The sequence below is a fragment of the Gloeocapsopsis sp. IPPAS B-1203 genome, from assembly GCF_002749975.1.
GTDB lineage: Bacteria > Cyanobacteriota > Cyanobacteriia > Cyanobacteriales > Chroococcidiopsidaceae > Gloeocapsopsis.
Genome location: NZ_PEIG01000006.1, coordinates 313,316 through 328,787, shown reverse-complemented (window position 1 = coordinate 328,787; position 15,472 = coordinate 313,316). Strand labels below are relative to the sequence as shown.

Annotated in this window: 16 protein-coding genes, 1 tRNA gene and 1 pseudogene; 9 read left to right on the top strand and 9 right to left on the bottom strand. The window is 41.0% G+C overall.

From position 1 onward, the window contains the following. Nucleotides 1–250: 250 nt before the first annotated feature. Both CSQ79_RS13345 and CSQ79_RS13340 read right to left on the bottom strand, forming a co-directional pair. Nucleotides 251–323, bottom strand: a tRNA-Phe gene (locus CSQ79_RS13345). 66 nt (nt 324–389) lie between these two features. Then, a complete protein-coding gene (locus tag CSQ79_RS13340; protein ID WP_099701660.1) occupies nt 390–1,256 on the bottom strand; it encodes a metal ABC transporter permease in 867 nt (288 codons plus the stop codon). Nucleotides 1,257–1,331: 75 nt separating this feature from the next. Here CSQ79_RS13340 and CSQ79_RS27775 point away from each other — a divergent pair, with 75 nt between their 5' ends. Next, nucleotides 1,332–1,475, top strand: coding sequence for a hypothetical protein (locus tag CSQ79_RS27775; RefSeq protein WP_289501105.1), 144 nt, complete (start codon nt 1,332–1,334; stop codon nt 1,473–1,475). Nucleotides 1,476–1,505: 30 nt separating this feature from the next. Then, the gene (locus tag CSQ79_RS13335; protein ID WP_099701659.1) at nt 1,506–1,916 is read left to right on the top strand and encodes an ArsR/SmtB family transcription factor; all 411 of its coding nucleotides are present in this window, start codon (nt 1,506–1,508) and stop codon (nt 1,914–1,916) included. A 9-nt stretch (nt 1,917–1,925) separates the two neighbouring features. Here the strand turns inward: CSQ79_RS13335 and CSQ79_RS13330 are convergent, their stop codons facing one another. Beyond that, nucleotides 1,926–2,741, bottom strand: coding sequence for an SDR family NAD(P)-dependent oxidoreductase (locus tag CSQ79_RS13330; RefSeq protein ID WP_099701658.1), 816 nt, complete (start codon nt 2,739–2,741; stop codon nt 1,926–1,928). A 792-nt stretch (nt 2,742–3,533) separates the two neighbouring features. Here CSQ79_RS13330 and crtW point away from each other — a divergent pair. The 4 genes from crtW to CSQ79_RS13310 all read left to right on the top strand — a co-directional run bounded on the left by crtW (nt 3,534) and on the right by CSQ79_RS13310 (nt 6,450). Next, on the top strand, nt 3,534–4,307 hold the full coding sequence (crtW, locus tag CSQ79_RS13325; RefSeq protein WP_099701657.1) for a beta-carotene ketolase CrtW: 774 nt from the start codon (nt 3,534–3,536) through the stop codon (nt 4,305–4,307). Between the two features lie 44 nt (nt 4,308–4,351). Then, complete coding sequence (gene thiD, locus CSQ79_RS13320; RefSeq protein WP_099701656.1) at nt 4,352–5,164, top strand: bifunctional hydroxymethylpyrimidine kinase/phosphomethylpyrimidine kinase; 813 nt, start codon at nt 4,352–4,354, stop codon at nt 5,162–5,164. Between the two features lie 124 nt (nt 5,165–5,288). Beyond that, nucleotides 5,289–5,840: a hypothetical protein gene (locus CSQ79_RS13315; RefSeq protein WP_099701655.1), complete on the top strand. Its 552-nt coding sequence runs from the start codon at nt 5,289–5,291 to the stop codon at nt 5,838–5,840. Nucleotides 5,841–6,111: 271 nt separating this feature from the next. After that, the gene (locus CSQ79_RS13310) at nt 6,112–6,450 is read left to right on the top strand and encodes a P-II family nitrogen regulator (protein WP_009632395.1); all 339 of its coding nucleotides are present in this window, start codon (nt 6,112–6,114) and stop codon (nt 6,448–6,450) included. A gap of 138 nt (nt 6,451–6,588) precedes the next feature. Here CSQ79_RS13310 and rdgB read toward each other — a convergent pair whose 3' ends face one another. The 5 genes from rdgB to CSQ79_RS13285 form a co-directional block, all read right to left on the bottom strand. Continuing rightward, a complete protein-coding gene (gene rdgB / locus CSQ79_RS13305; protein ID WP_099701654.1) occupies nt 6,589–7,173 on the bottom strand; it encodes an RdgB/HAM1 family non-canonical purine NTP pyrophosphatase in 585 nt (194 codons plus the stop codon). Nucleotides 7,174–7,184: 11 nt separating this feature from the next. Beyond that, nucleotides 7,185–8,621: a phosphoglucomutase/phosphomannomutase family protein gene (locus CSQ79_RS13300; RefSeq protein ID WP_099701653.1), complete on the bottom strand. Its 1,437-nt coding sequence runs from the start codon at nt 8,619–8,621 to the stop codon at nt 7,185–7,187. A gap of 97 nt (nt 8,622–8,718) precedes the next feature. After that, nucleotides 8,719–10,011: a phospholipase D-like domain-containing protein gene (locus tag CSQ79_RS13295; RefSeq protein WP_099701652.1), complete on the bottom strand. Its 1,293-nt coding sequence runs from the start codon at nt 10,009–10,011 to the stop codon at nt 8,719–8,721. Nucleotides 10,012–10,304: 293 nt separating this feature from the next. Further along, complete coding sequence (locus tag CSQ79_RS13290) at nt 10,305–10,808, bottom strand: orange carotenoid protein N-terminal domain-containing protein (RefSeq protein WP_099701651.1); 504 nt, start codon at nt 10,806–10,808, stop codon at nt 10,305–10,307. 149 nt (nt 10,809–10,957) lie between these two features. Continuing rightward, a complete protein-coding gene (locus CSQ79_RS13285; protein WP_099701650.1) occupies nt 10,958–11,443 on the bottom strand; it encodes an orange carotenoid protein N-terminal domain-containing protein in 486 nt (161 codons plus the stop codon). 202 nt (nt 11,444–11,645) lie between these two features. Between CSQ79_RS13285 and CSQ79_RS13280 the strand changes: the two genes are divergently transcribed. Continuing rightward, on the top strand, nt 11,646–12,521 hold the full coding sequence (locus CSQ79_RS13280; RefSeq protein ID WP_099701649.1) for an SDR family NAD(P)-dependent oxidoreductase: 876 nt from the start codon (nt 11,646–11,648) through the stop codon (nt 12,519–12,521). 110 nt (nt 12,522–12,631) lie between these two features. Here CSQ79_RS13280 and CSQ79_RS13275 read toward each other — a convergent pair whose 3' ends face one another. Continuing rightward, nucleotides 12,632–13,042 carry a DUF6335 family protein gene (locus tag CSQ79_RS13275; RefSeq protein ID WP_099701648.1) on the bottom strand — a complete coding sequence of 137 codons (411 nt, stop codon included), beginning with the start codon at nt 13,040–13,042 and terminating at the stop codon, nt 12,632–12,634. Between the two features lie 454 nt (nt 13,043–13,496). On the opposite strand from CSQ79_RS13275, the gene CSQ79_RS13270 reads away from it, so the two are divergent. Both CSQ79_RS13270 and CSQ79_RS13265 read left to right on the top strand, forming a co-directional pair. After that, nucleotides 13,497–14,597: a DJ-1/PfpI/YhbO family deglycase/protease gene (locus tag CSQ79_RS13270; RefSeq protein ID WP_289501104.1), complete on the top strand. Its 1,101-nt coding sequence runs from the start codon at nt 13,497–13,499 to the stop codon at nt 14,595–14,597. A gap of 142 nt (nt 14,598–14,739) precedes the next feature. Then, nucleotides 14,740–15,443, top strand: a pseudogene (locus CSQ79_RS13265) (SRPBCC family protein). The last annotated feature ends 29 nt before the right edge of the window (nt 15,444–15,472 follow it).

Sequence of the window (15,472 nt, the reverse complement as noted above, 5' to 3'; positions counted from 1 at the left end):
CATTAGCAGCTTTGAGTCTGCCGTTAGCTTGATTAAGTTGTCGCTCAAAATTCATCTGGACTAAATTTGGACTAGCTGATTGTGGAATGACGCAACTGCGATGCTTTGAGCAGTTTGCATCAGAAAATATCTATGATGACCCTACACTGAGCATTTGCAGTGAAGCTTAAGCTGCGCTTAATTTTATTCAATTAGATGAATATCTGATCTCTAGATGAGGGTGGAGCGTGGAAACACTCATCTAGACGAATGCCAGGAACCAGACTTGAACTGGTGACACGAGGATTTTCAGTCCTCTGCTCTACCAACTGAGCTATCCCGGCAGGTTGACTTTTTGCGCTTAACTAATGTAGCAAATTCGTATTGTGTTGGCAAGTACATTTTGAGAATTAGGCAACTTTGAGGGATAACTTTGTCCAACAGAAAATGCTGACAAAGAGGAAAAATTGCACGATCACAATGCTGGGACCTGAAGCAAAATTAAAGATCCCTGATACAAGCATACCTACAATGCTACTGATGGCACCAAACAATACAGAAGTCACAAGAAACCGCATAAAGCGATCGCTTGTCAGTTTAGCCGTCGCTGCGGGAATGACGAGAAAAGCGTTAACTAGCAAAACACCAACAGCTTTAATCGCAACTGCAACAGCAAAAGAAAGCAGCACAACAAAAGCATAACGATACAATTGAACTGGAATACCTTGAACTTGAGCAACTGCAGGGTTAAGAGTCAAAAGGATTTGTTGTCGTAGTGTCAGCAGTAAAAAAGTACTGCTACCGACAAGTACTAGCAGTGTTAATACCAAGTCGGTTGTCCCAATGGCTAAAATATCGCCGAACAACACTGACATCAAGTTACCGCGATATCCCTGGATTAAGCTACTAAGAATGACACCAATCGCCAGAGCACCGGATAAGACAATACTTAAAACACTATCACTTGCCAAGTCGGTTTGATCGATCAAGTATAGGACAACCAAGCCAAACACTAAGGTAAAAGGCAATAACATCCAAGTAGGATTCAATTGTAATATTACCCCTAAAGTCACACCGACTAAAGCAGCATGACCTACAGCATGACTAAAAAAAGACAATTGTCGCAGAGTTACGAAACTACCAAGTAAACCACCGAGTAACCCCATTAATAAACTACCAGCGATCGCACGCTGCATAAATGGAAATTGCAGTAAATTCCATAAATCATTATTTCCTACAAAGGCTAGTTGTTGTATCCCGTAAAAGAACCAATCCATTTTGTTAGATTCTCAAAAAGAGCGCGTAAGTATGAAGTCAACTAAACTATAAAGTTTAAACCTCAGTTAGACAATTTGTTTACCAGAGTTGCGATCGCCAGATTTCGGGAATCAATATTTTACTTTTTGGGCGATCGCAACTATTCAGACGACAAAATAACAGCTAACTTTGATGTATTAGTTGAAAAAAGTCTTATTAGTAGCCCAAGCTATACTTAGAATAGTTCAGACCAAATACTTGATTGCCAAATGTCACCAACTAGTATTACTAATTCTGGTTTAACAACTTCTACCCAGGAGGAAGGACTTAAATGCAATCCACCACATCCTGTTGATGTAGATAGCGTACACCACTTGCAACTCAAAAGCCTCAACACTGAAAAAGCTCAACGCATGGCAGAGTTTTTTAGTTTACTAGGAGATCCCAACCGATTGCGAATTCTCTCACTTCTGGCAGAAAAAGAACTTTGTGTCTGTGACTTAGCTGCAACTCTAGATATGAGTGAGTCAGCAGTTTCACATCAATTACGCACTTTAAGAACAATGCGCCTAGTCAGCTACCGCAAGCAGGGACGCAACGTTTTCTACAACCTTCAAGATAGTCACGTACTCAATCTTTACCACTCTGTCGCTGAACATCTCGATGAGATTGGCGAATAATTGTTAACACTAGTCTTTCTGTTGCTTTAGCCCTCTCCGGAAAACTGACTGCATCAATCCAGGAAATAGTCCATATGCAGCTTTTGAAAGATTAGCAGAACCAACTAAAACTTCTTCTCGCTGATGTTTGACTGCTTCCCAAACAGCTTCAGCAACATCTTCCGGTTTTTCTATCACTGGAGTATTCAGCACTTGGTTAAGTTGATCAAGACGCGCTTGTGCATCTTGTTGATCTTTACCTCGAAGTATTGCGCGTTCGACAAAGTTGCTTTTAATAATACTAGGATAGATGCCACCAACGTGAATTCCCTTTGGTTTGAGTTCAGAATGCAAGGCTTCAGTTAACCCTGTGATGGCATACTTGCTTGTCGTGTAAGGGACAAGATAGGGAATCGGGACTTTGCCACCAATAGAACTGATATTGATAATTTTGCCAGATCTTTGGGCGAGGAAGTGGGGCAGTAGTGCATGAATTGTGTGAATGTATCCCCATAGGTTAGTATCAATGGTTTGATGCCAGTCTTCTAGGGAAAATTCTTCTACAGGACCAGAAATATAAATTCCGGCATTATTAACTAGTACTTCAATTGTACTGTAATGCTCGATTGCTTTACTGGCAAGTGATTTTACCTGATTTGGATCTCGGACATCAGTAGGAATTGCGATCGCCTGACGACCAAGTTTTTGAATTTCTTCTGCTGTTGCTTGTAGCGGTTCTGGTTGTCTTGCCGCTAATACTAAATCATAGCCTTTGCGAGCAAACAATAGTGCCGTTGCTTTACCGATACCTTGCGAGGCACCTGTAATTAAAACTGTAGCAGCCATAATTGTGCAATTTTGATGCTGTACTCACATATCTATTAGTTAGATTCTGTTGTCAGAGTACCTCTCTCTGTTGATAGAATTATCTATCTCATTGCACGTTATTTTGTTCACTCACTCAGGTAATAACTTAAGTTTTTGCGTTATTTGTTGTTAGTAAAAGTGCAAGCGATCGCTTCCTCAACACTCTGACAATTCTTGTTGTTTTTGATTCTTGACAAAAATCTTGAGCTAGTGTAGGAAACTATTTTTACGATACAAGTCATTTTTTGATTTAGCTTTTTTTATTACCAAAGAAAGACTTCAAAGCTTTCTTTGATGCTATGATAAGAAATGTAAAGTTACTGTAACAAGGACGCTTAAGAGACAAACAGCCATAATTGAGGTATCTTTTACCATATCAATAGCAGGCAACAAAGCTTATAGGTTATATCCTGGAAAGCTTTAGTTAGTTGTGCTTAGTTGCATTAGATACAGAAGAAAATTTTGCTTAAAAAATTGTAATTAGTGCATCACTTTCAAAGCTTCAACAATAGTGAATTGTCTTAGATTAAGCAAGAAAAATGCTGCTCGTAAAAATATGATAATGAACCTATTAATTTGATATTCCATAGGTAAAATCTACAAAACGAAGTTAGCAAGAAAAGAGTACACAAGCCTTTTATGCGGTCGATGTTCAACAGTAGCTTCACTTCTACAACTGGCTCTACTGTTTTAGATTTAATAAACACACCATTTATCTCTCAAACTTGAATATTTGATATTCATCAAAAAATACTGTTTACAACACATAAAATGATTCAATCTGCTGCTATACAGCCAAACTTTTTTACACAGAATACAGCAAACAAGTATGCATTGCGTTGCTTATTGATTGCGACTCTAGTCATATGCTGTTGGGCAGCTTGTCTAAGCTACTTAATCTCTATAGATATCTCAAGTACTCCTATCATTCAGTTATTACCATTGATACTTGTACAAACATTCTTATATACAGGACTATTTATTACTGCGCATGACGCAATGCACGGTGTAGTTTTCCCTAAAAATATGAAAATCAATAACTTTGTTGGGGGGCTAGCCGTAGGATTATACGCTCTTTTCTCATACAAAAAACTCCTAAAAACTCACTGGCAGCATCATCAAAACCCTGCCACGGAGTTAGATCCAGATTTTCATAATGGCAAACAAACAAGCTTCTTAGGCTGGTACTTTCAGTTTATGAAAAAATACTGGAGCTGGTGGAGATTATTAGGGTTAATTAGCATCTTTTATTTGGCTAGCTATGTCGTTCATTTACCTGAGAAAAACTTAACATTATTTTGGATATTGCCATCAATTTTAAGCTCAGTACAGCTATTTTATTTTGGTACTTTCCTGCCACACAAAGAGCCAATAGGGGGTTATAAAAACATTCACAATGCTCAGAGTAACCCATTACCTATCTTTTGGTCATTTATTACCTGTTACCATTTTGGTTATCACCAAGAGCATCACGAGTACCCTAATGTACCTTGGTGGATGTTGCCAGGAGTGTATCAACGTCAAAGAGCAGCACTCAAAAATTAATTGCTATTTATAATACTTGCTAGGACATAATTCAAACTACGGCTGTGACTAAATCAAGCATACCTGTTGCTTTAACTATTGCTGGCTCAGATAGTGGTGGTGGTGCAGGAATTCAAGCAGACTTACGCACTTTTGCTTTTCATTGCGTTCACGGCACGAGTGCAATAACCTGTGTAACGGCACAGAACACATTAGGAGTCAAGCGTGTTGATGCTTTACCAGCAGCGGCTGTTATGGCGCAGATCCAAGCAGTAGTTGAAGATATTGGTGTTCAAGCGGCTAAGACAGGAATGTTGCTGAATCAAGAAATCATTGCTGTTGTTGCACAGCAGATAAAACAGTTAGATATTCAGAATGTAGTTGTCGATCCTGTTATGGTATCGCGTACAGGCGCACAACTGATTGATGACACAGCAGTTGCGAGTTTACGAGAACTCTTGATTCCCTTAGCGACTGTTGTCACACCAAATAAGTACGAAGCACAACTACTCAGCAGTTTAGAAATTCATAATATAGACGATATGCGGGCTGCTGCTGGGCAAATTTATCGACTTGGCGCTAAAGCAGTTTTAATTAAAGGTGGCGCAATGAGTGGTAATTTGCGCGGTGTCGATGTTTGGTTTGATGGACAACGTTGGGAGACTCTGACAACAACACAGGTAGATACAGACAATACACACGGTACTGGTTGTACTTTAGCAGCGGCGATCGCCGCTAATTTAGCGCTAGATTGTGATGTATTGACTGCTGTACGTCGAGCTAAAGAGTATGTCACTACTGCCTTGCAATATGCTTTAGATATTGGTAAGGGACAAGGACCCATAGGACATTTTTTTCCTTTGTTAGCCAAATCATAGCGAAGCCAATTATTTTACTTTTGTCTAAGTAGCTAGAAAAGAAGTGCAAAATCGACTATTCTTGTGCATAACCTTACAGGATGGCTAAATCTGATAGCTGATTAATACAGATCTGGCTAAACTGATGAAGTTCGTTCTTTATGCCCAGCCATCGATGCGATCAACTACAACATCCAGCCATAATTCCTCTTCTGGAACGCATTATTACTCTCCTTCAGTACCGATTTCGGTATATAAGGAACTTGCTGCACAACTACAAGCATCACAAGCCAAGCTTAAATTGCTCAATGCAGAAAACTATGCATTAGCCAAGCAAAACCATCAACTGCGACAAGAAATTGAAAAAGCCGTACAGTCTGTGATTAGACTGCAGCAAATTGTTGATAGTACTGTACCGTACCATCGTAGATCTCACCAGACTAATCAACCTTCCTCAGCGCGGGCAATGCATCGCCGCAAAAAGACAATCAAAACGCCTGTTATTGATCTACCACTAAAGCAATCTAGTACACCGCGTTTACACACCGAACAAGAAGACAGTAGATATCGCCGCCGTGTATCTGCTAGTGCATCAGAAGTCAATGGTTGGGGTTTAGCGATCGCTATTCTACTTATTATCATATCAGCGTTCGGTGCAGGCTATTTAATTGTGGGACCATTGCGATCTAATCGTTAGCATCTGACTAAAAGAAACAAAACAACGTTAAGCAGTCGTCAGTTGCTCGCTGAATGTATTATTTGTTACTAAATACCAAGACTATTGAATGCTATTTAAAAGTTCATGTCTCATAGGAAAGTTGTGGGTATTGAAGCTAGATATACCGTAGATGCTAAAGAATAGATTGACTGAATGTAACATCGTCCTATAATTGACTTTGTTTGAGAGCTTATGTGGTGGTAGCGTTTATTTTGATGCTAAAAGAACTTAAAATAAGGAGTGCAGAAAATTGAAAAAGGTTGAAGCAATTATCCGACCCTTCAAACTCGATGAAGTAAAGATCGCTTTGGTCAATGCTGGGATCGTCGGTATGACCGTTTCGGAAGTTCGTGGTTTTGGGCGCCAAAAAGGACAAACAGAACGCTATCGTGGTTCTGAGTACACTGTAGAATTTCTTCAAAAACTCAAAGTTGAGATTGTTGTTGAAGATAGTCAAGTTGATATGGTGGTAGACAAAGTCATTGCTGCTGCCCGAACAGGTGAAATTGGAGATGGCAAAATCTTTATTTCCCCTGTAGAGCAAGTGATTCGGATTCGTACTGGAGAAAAGAATCTAGAAGCTGTGTAATGAGGGGCGAGGAGCGTGGGGCGAGGAGCAAGTGGCTAGTGACTAGTGCGCGAGTTTTGAATTGCAGAAGAGTCTTAACTCATAACTCAACACTCATAACTCCTCTGCTCCTCTGCTGTATAATATTGCAAGTTCAGCTCAAAGTTGTGTCAGTTGGGGAAGTAAAGCTTTAAAGGCTTGACCGCGATGGCTGACTTGCTGCTTGAGTTCTGGAGGCATTTGGGCAAAAGTCATTTGGTGAGTTGGTACGTAGAAAATGGGATCGTAACCAAAACCTTTATTTCCACGAGGCGCTAAGAGAATTTCACCTCGACAAATTCCTTGAGTTTGCAGAGCAATTTCTCCATCAGGACGAGCGATCGCAATTGCACAAACAAACTGTGCTTGGCGATTTGATGTGTCTTGTAGTTCTCGTAAAACTCGCTGAATGCGATCGGTGTCAGTTTTACCATAACGTGCAGAGTATACGCCAGGAGCACCATTGAGGGCATCAACTGCTAAACCAGAATCATCCGCGATCGCCCATTTACCCGTTAATTTTGCAACAACAGATGCTTTAAGACAAGCATTTTCACTGAAAGTTTCACCTGTCTCCTCAACATCTAAATCATCAGGTTTGAGAGTTAATTCCCAACCAGAGTCAATTAAAAACAGTTGCATTTCTCGCAGTTTACCAGGATTGCTTGTCGCAACCACAAGTAATTTTGGATCGTGTTTCTTCATATTATTTTTGCTTACGACGCCCACTGATGCGCCCAAGCCAAAGTTTGCTGAACTTGCTGCATTGTAGGCGCTTCACAATATAGGCGTAAAACTGGCTCAGTACCACTAAAACGAATCATCAGCCAACTGCTATCTGCTAAACGGAATTTATAACCATCAATGCTGAGGCAATCTATGACAGTTTGTCCAGCAATCTCTGTCAGTGGTTGACTTTGTAACTGATTTAAGAGACGCGATCGCACTTCCATACTTGCTAGGGGTAAATCAATGCGATCGTAGGCGGAAGTAAATTCGGTTTGCTGTTGTAAGTCTCGATAGAGATCGCTAAGATCCATGTTCGATGTTGCGATCGCTTCTAAAACATACAACGCCGATAATAAAGCATCGCGTTCAGGGATATGCGTTCCATAACCAATTCCGCCTGATTCCTCACCACCCAATAACACTTGAGCTTCTAACATGCGATCGGCAATATATTTGTACCCGACAGGAGTCTCGTGGACTGATAACTGATGTAATGCGGCAACTTTGGGAATTAAATCGGAACCACTTACTGTTTTGACAATTTCGCCCCTCAATCCGCGCTTGACAGCTAAATGTTCGATTAAGATTGGGATCAGCACTTGTGAACTTAAAAAATTACCTTGTCCATCGACTGCAGCAATGCGATCGGCATCGCCATCAAAAACTAAGCCAACAGCCAAAGCTGCTTTAGTAGTTCTGCGATGAGATCGCATCAAACGAAATAGACGTGATAAGTAGCGTGGTAAAGGTTCTGGCGCACCTCCACCGAATAGAGGATCGCGATCGCTATTAATTTCTTGTACAGAAACTTCTAGTAACTGTGACAGTCCCCCAGATGCAGCACCATGCATGACGTCAGCGAATACTGTAAGTTTGCCTTGAGTTATACAAGCGCGAATTTGTTCGATGTCTATTTTAGCTCGCAGTGCTTCACAGTAATTTTCCCAGGGATTAAAGTACGATAATTTACCACTTTTTGTCTGAGTATGTGATGCTTCACTCAGCAATGTTTCAATTTTTTGTGTCACTTCTGGAGGAACCGAACCACCAAAAGCACCCTTGACTTTTAATCCTAAATAGCTACCAGGATTATGACTTGCCGTAATGACTAATGCACCTAACGCATCATGTTGTTTTGCCGCTAAGCTAAAAGCTGGAGTAGGAGCGTAATTTTTTGAAAGCAAAACATCAAAACCAGCCTCAGTAACGGCTTGTGCAGCTCTTTGAGCAAACACTTCTGCCATAAAACGACGGTCATAACCTACAATCACAGTATTACTACTTGTAGTATCGCCATAGGTTTGCGATAAGACTTTCGCCGCAAGCGGCGCAACTCGCGAGAGATTGTCAAAGGTGAATTCATCACCAATAATTCCTCGCCAACCGTCTGTTCCGAATTTGATTGCGTTTCCAGCAACTGGCATCGAGTGTGTCCTACTGTATTTGCATTATTGATTATTGGATCGAATTTAACATTGAAAGTTTAACATTAAGAAAAAATTACACCTTCCCTCAACATCGCTAGAGTTGAGACTGAAAGAACAAGACAACTCTACCTAGAACTCGTTGCCAAATAGAACGCTTACGCCACTGAGTTTGATCGAGCTTTTTACTTTTAGCAAATCCTTTAAGAAACATCTGCTCAATATTGGGCACTAGCTGCTCATCTGCAGAGGATATATCAAGCTCGTCATTATGGAAGAAACTGCGCGGATCAAAATTAGCACTACCACTACTTACCCAGTAGTTATCTAGCAGCAAGGCTTTGGCGTGCATCATACTAGGCTGATATTCATAAATTTGTACGCCAGCTTTGAGCAAATCGCCATACAGTTCACACGAGGCATAATAAACAAATTTTTTATCACACTGACTGCCGTTAGTGAGAACACACACATCAATTCCATTATTTTTTGCAATAATAAGCTCTCGTTGCAAGTTTTTGTCGGGTAAAAAATAAGGACTAGCAATCCAAATCCGCCGTTTTGCTGAAGAGATACTAACTTGAAATAATGCTCTGACACTAGAGGCGCGATAGGAAGGATCGTCGCCTGCTGTAACTAAAACAATTGCATCATTGTTGGGTGAAGGATGAAAAACACGCGGATCTAAGTCCGCAGTACCACGCACATAAGTCCAATGCTGCATAAATACTCCTTCAAGTACAGCAACAACTTCACCTTCCCAACGCATTTCAAAATCGTACCAAGGACCAGTATCTTTGATATTGTCTAATCCATCCCAGTAATCAGAAATTCCTGCACCACCAATTAAACATACCTTGCCATCAATGAGTAACAATTTACGGTGAGTACGAGCAAAGTAATCAACAGGAGCTTTCCAGTTGAAATCATTATAGAAATGAATATTAATTCCTGCAGAACGTAATCTTTGCCAATAGCGCCGCGATAATTCTTTTGCACCATATTGATCGACAACAATTTCAACTTCAACACCAGCTTGTGCTCGTTCGATCAGTGCGTCGGCTAAGTCATTGACACGACGCCCTGGAGTCATGAAAAAAGTTTCAAAATGGATTGTATGCTCAGCGCTGTGAATTGCAGCGATTCTAGCCGCATTGATCGCTTCAGCTTCTATCCAGAAACCTGTTAACCGTCCGCTAGTTGTTACCGAATTTGAGAGACTAGCAAGTGCTAACGGAAAACGCGGATCGCCTGGTGCAGGGACATTTTTGATTTTGTACTCGATGCGATCGCGAAACGTTCCCCGAAAGTACATAATAAATATCACTACACTAGCAATCACTAAGAACAACACAGCTAACCAGCGTAGTACAGTATAAAAATCTACCATGTGTAATGTATCAACTCCCCTGGGGTAGTAGCAGATTTCATCATTGTGATGCTTACTAGTGCGAATTTGTACTAATAACAGTATCTCCCTCAGAGCAGCATGAGTTACATTTTTTTTAGCTGAGAGTTGCTACAACGAAGTGAGCACGGATGTACAGGGGAATTGCAACTGTTTTTAGAATCAGTACAACAAGACTTACATATAAAAAAGGAAGTAGTGCAATTGTGAATTGCCATCTACTTCCATTACGAATATTTCACTGATAACGCTAGTGCTGAGTCAACACATGCAACTTAAAGTGCTTGTGTTAAAAAACTCACTTTCTGATCAGTGTCTAGCGATTTGAGCGAGCTTAACAATTCAGTTACTTGCGCTGAAGGATGATAATCACTGGGGATTCCTACAACACCATTACCTAGTTTCTGTGCTATTTGATACCAAAATGCTAATTTTGACTCAGTTGGCATTGAGCCATACTCACTTGTAGGAACAGTATTGCCACCAGAAATGAGTTCAGTTAATGCTTTACTAGGATTTGGATCGAGAGTTGTCTCGTTTTGATCGTTTCTTGTTGCAGGTAAGAGATCTCGCAACGCATCAACCTGTCTTTGTTGAGATAGTTTCTGAATTTTTGCAACTAACCCACTTACTTGGGGTGATGCTTGTAAGGCGTTCGCTGGTACTGCACTAGCTACTTCTTGATAAATTAAGGCTAAGGCAGCTAAGCGATCGTCAATATCTAATTGCTTGAAAGCTGCTACAGATTTATTAACACTATCCATGTTCGTAGAAGTCATTGCACCCTCGTATTTGTTTATTTTGTCTGACGTTCTCGAACAAGAAAAACGCATCGCAACGCAATTGTGATGCTTGATGGCTGAGAATACATTAGATTGACATTTGACAACTGCGCTCAATCTGATCAATCACTTCAATGCTATTAAGCTTATACTTCTGCCCCAGCCTTGGGTTCTGCGCCCATCGGTGATACATAGTCACGCATTGTTGTAATTTGCTGCTCAAATTCAAGTCCTTTCACCTGCTCAAGAACTTTTTTTGCTTCTGAGGAAAGTTCATAATTGGGTGGCATAGGAATGATTGTACCACTGTCCATTCCTTGAGCTAAACGATACCAAACTAATAGCTTAGTGGTATCACTCATTGAGCCATACATGCGGGTGTATTCAGTATCGGCATTATTAATCAAGTCACGCTGAAACTGTAGCTGTTCTTCGTGAGACTTTTCTTTGATCTGATTGAAAAGCCCTTCTGCAATATCAGGTGAAACGGTGCTAGCTTGAGGAGCAGCTGGTGTAATTGAGTCACCCATTTCTTTGTAAATAAACCAGAATAAAGCTAATTGCTCATCTACACCCAAGCTTTGAAAAGCTTTGACGACTTGGGTTACTGTCTCATCATTAGTAGTTGCCATAAAAACCTCGGCTCAAATTGCTCAAGTAAATTGCAAGTTCAGTCTTCTTCACAGAATTTAGAAAACTGCCTAACCGAAAGGTATCAAAGGTCATGATTTTGATGAACCCCACCCAAGACAGATGTATATCAACTTTATGGTGGACAAATTGAAATAAATATCTGCACGACTTGCGATCGCAAAACAATCAGGAGGTGACAACATGGATCGACGTCTAGAAGGAAAAGTTGCCATTGTGACAGGAGCAGCGACAGGAATTGGAGAGGCGATCGCTCATAAATTTGCCAAAGAAGGAGCAAAAGTCATCGTCAACAGCTTACCCGACGATCCGATTCAGGATGTTGTCGATGCCATTAAAAAGTACGGTGGTGAAGCAGTTCCCTATGCTGGTGACGTTTCTCAAGAATTCCACGCTCAAAACTGCGTTCAAACTGCGATTACTGCTTATGGGCAATTAGATATCCTCATTAATAATGCAGGTGTATTTCTAGCTACAGCAGAAACGCAAGACTACCCAGTTGACGTTTTTGATGACACCGTGCGGATGAACATTCGTTCTGCATTCTTGATGACTAAGTATGCTCTACCGCACTTGCAAAAATCCCGTGGTAATATCGTTTCTGCTGGCTCAGAAGCTGGTTTTAATGGCATTGCCCAAAACACCCCGTACGGTGGTACTAAAGGCTGGATGCATTCTTTTATGAAAGGCGTTGCAGTTGAGCAAGCAAAATATTGTATCCGTGCTAATTGTGTTTGTCCTGGTGCAATTGATACAGCATGGACGCGCAAAGAAAAAGGACCAATGGATAGCAAAATGGAGAAAATGCTGATTCAGGGAACACCCATGGCGCGACGCGGTACACCTGAAGAAGTGGCAAATGTTTATGCGTTTATTGCGTCTTCTGAAGCAAGCTACGTCACAGGTGCATTGTGGTTAGTTGATGGCGGCGTTACTGTCGCTAAAGGTGCTGTTGGTTCAGATACTCCTATGTGGTTCCGATCAGAACCTCAGGGAGAATTACGTTTAGAACACGAGCAAGAAGGATTAGATAATAAAGACACTCAAGCAATTAAGTAGCACTACTGTGCAAGATGGGTGACTGGGCGAGCGTTGAATTGAGAAAAATATTTAAACTCAAAACTTTTCTAACCCAATGACCCATTACCGATTACCAATTACCAATTGACTTAATCACTGTGTTCTTGATAATCTTCAGAAGATTGCGGATCTAACTCCCAACGGCGATCGTCACGGACATTTAGTACTTCGGTAGTATGAACATATTCTTCTTCTGCCATATCTAGCCCTACTGCTGATCCTATTTCATCAACAACATTTTGATCAGGAGTCGGTGCAGTTCCTCCTACCGCTTCTTCACCAGCAACATCAGCTTGATCCCAGGCTGCATCTAAGTCGCCTCCTGATAACTCTGGGCTGACATCGTTGTAATCATTCAGGCGATCGCGCACTGTCTTTCTGCCAGAATTTACGCCAGGTGGTGTGTGTACTCCTGTGCCATAAGATGCAGTACTTTCTTGCTCTACTTCGTCTATAAATTCATGGGTATCTTTATCAGCTTTATTTATTTTTTCAGCCATAATCTTTCGTCCTGATAAATTGCTGTAAAACCTAATAAAAATTGACGCCTATCTTTTCAGAATAACGCTTTTGCACCCTTGGCAATCTATTTCTTAGGTAGTATCCCCCGCGCTCGCCAAAATATATCCCTTTGGAGTGAAGAGAAGTTAAAGCAAGCTACATAACCTAGAGAAAGGAACTGGTGCGAAGCTACGTTGTTCAAAACACACTGAAGTAAAGCTACGTGAGAGCGCAAATCTTGAATGGAGATTCAAACGAAAAAGGATATTTATCGATTCAAGGTCCTCAGTTTAAATTATGCAAAGGTAGTCCTTTAGGCAGTGCAAGTCACGACTACTGCAAAACTTAGCAGCATACAGCACCAACGTAGCTAAAAAAAGTTATTCAGAGCAGAAGATATTACACCATTTTCAAAGCAAATTGAGTACAAATCACATTAGTTCAGGAGGTCAAATGACAATTTCTAATAATTCTTACAATAGTAAAAAAGTCGCTATACTCATCGAAAATGGAGTTGAAGATGTTGAATTTCAAGTGCCATACAATGCGTTGAAGCAAGCAGGATTCGATGTCACCATTCTAGGTTCGCGCACAAACGAAAAGTACAAAGGCAAACAAGGTAAGCTTGCCAAAGAAGCTGATGGAACAACAACAGAAGCTATGGCTTCCCAGTTTGATGCAATCATTGTTCCAGGCGGAATGGCTCCTGATAGAATGCGTCGCAATCCGAATACTGTACGCTTTGTTCAAGAAGCAATGGAACAAGGAAAACTTATCGCTGCAGTTTGTCACGGACCACAACTTTTAATTGAAGGTGATTTGCTTAAAGGTAAAACAGCTACTGGCTTTATTGCAGTGCGCAAGGACATGATCAACGCTGGTGCAAATTATGTAGATGAACCATTAGCAGTTGATGGTAATCTCATTACCTCGCGTCAACCTGGAGACTTAGCAATCTTTACGACAGCGATTTTGAGCCGTTTAGGTTACGGTGGCAAAGAAGCTGCATTGCCAAACGAAACTGACAATAACGCAGAGTGGTGGAAATTAGCAGATGCATGGGGTGGCTCGAAAAAGAGCGAAGTTGTTCAAGCCTTAAATACTGCTTTAGCAGGTGAGCGATATGCTCAAGAAGCATTAGAACACTATGCAGAAAAAGAATCTGATGGTGAAGTGCGATCGCTCTTTCAACAAATGATGCAAAGTAAGTTGCAGCACATTCAAAAGTTAGAAGCACGTTTAGCTGCTTTGGGTGAAAAGCCGTCATTGAGCGCAAATATTGCGGATAAGTACGCTAAAGTCAAAGCTGCACTTCACGGTAGCGATGATATTTATCAAATCCGTAGTGCATTAGGTGACTTGCAAACAGGTATCAACGATCTTTCTACCTTAATGGTAAGTACCACAGATCCCGTAACTACAGCCTTGATCCAAGATATCGTTCAAGACTTGATGCAGCAGGAACAGCATTTAGTAAAACTGTATCGGGCGCGAGTAGGAAATGAAGTCAAGCCAGGTAAGCCGACAACAGGACCTGCGATCGCTGCTCAGTAAAAGATTTGAGAGTTGAGTTTTGTTTTTTACTCAAAACTCAACTCTATGTAGCAGTAAAAAGAGAGATTCAACTAACTTTGTTCTTTTCTTATGACTTTCATCTGAAAGTTTGTACATATAAGTCTAAATTGATTAAGTTGCTATGGAATTAACTCCACAAGATAAATCAAGCGAACAGTCAGAATCAATAGAAGCAGGCGATAAAGAGCGTTGGACATCGCTGATTGGTGGCGGTGCAATGGTATTAATGGGTTTAAGGCAGCGATCGCTACGCGGCGTGCTCATGGCAGTTGCAGGTGGTGGTTTACTTTATCAAGGGGCAAAAAACAAAGCACTTTGAAGCAAGCCCAAGAAGCAATCGGATTGAATCAACCGATTAAAGTTGAAAAAACAGTCACAATTAACAAACCTGCTGCAGAACTCTATAGCTACTGGCACGATTTTGCTAAATTACCTACATTCATGAAGCATCTAGAGTCGGTAACGGTAATCGATAGTAAAAAATCGCATTGGGTTGCCAAAGCACCTTTAGATACTAGTGTTGAGTGGGATGCAGAAATTATTCAAGAGAAAGAAAACGAATTAATCGCTTGGGCTTCTGCAGAAGACGCTGATATTGAGAATTCTGGTTTTGTCCGCTTTAAACCTGCACCAGAGAATCGCGGTACAGAAGTTAAAGTTGTCTTGGAATATAACCCTCCAGGTGGAGCGATCGCATCAGCAGTAGCAAAACTTTTTGGTGAAGAACCCGAACAGCAAATTGGTGACGATCTCCGTCGTTTCAAACAATTGATGGAAGCGGGCGAGATTGCGACAACAGAAGGTCAACCTTCCGGAAGGGAATAGAAAGACCAAAAGTTAATTGATATAAGGAG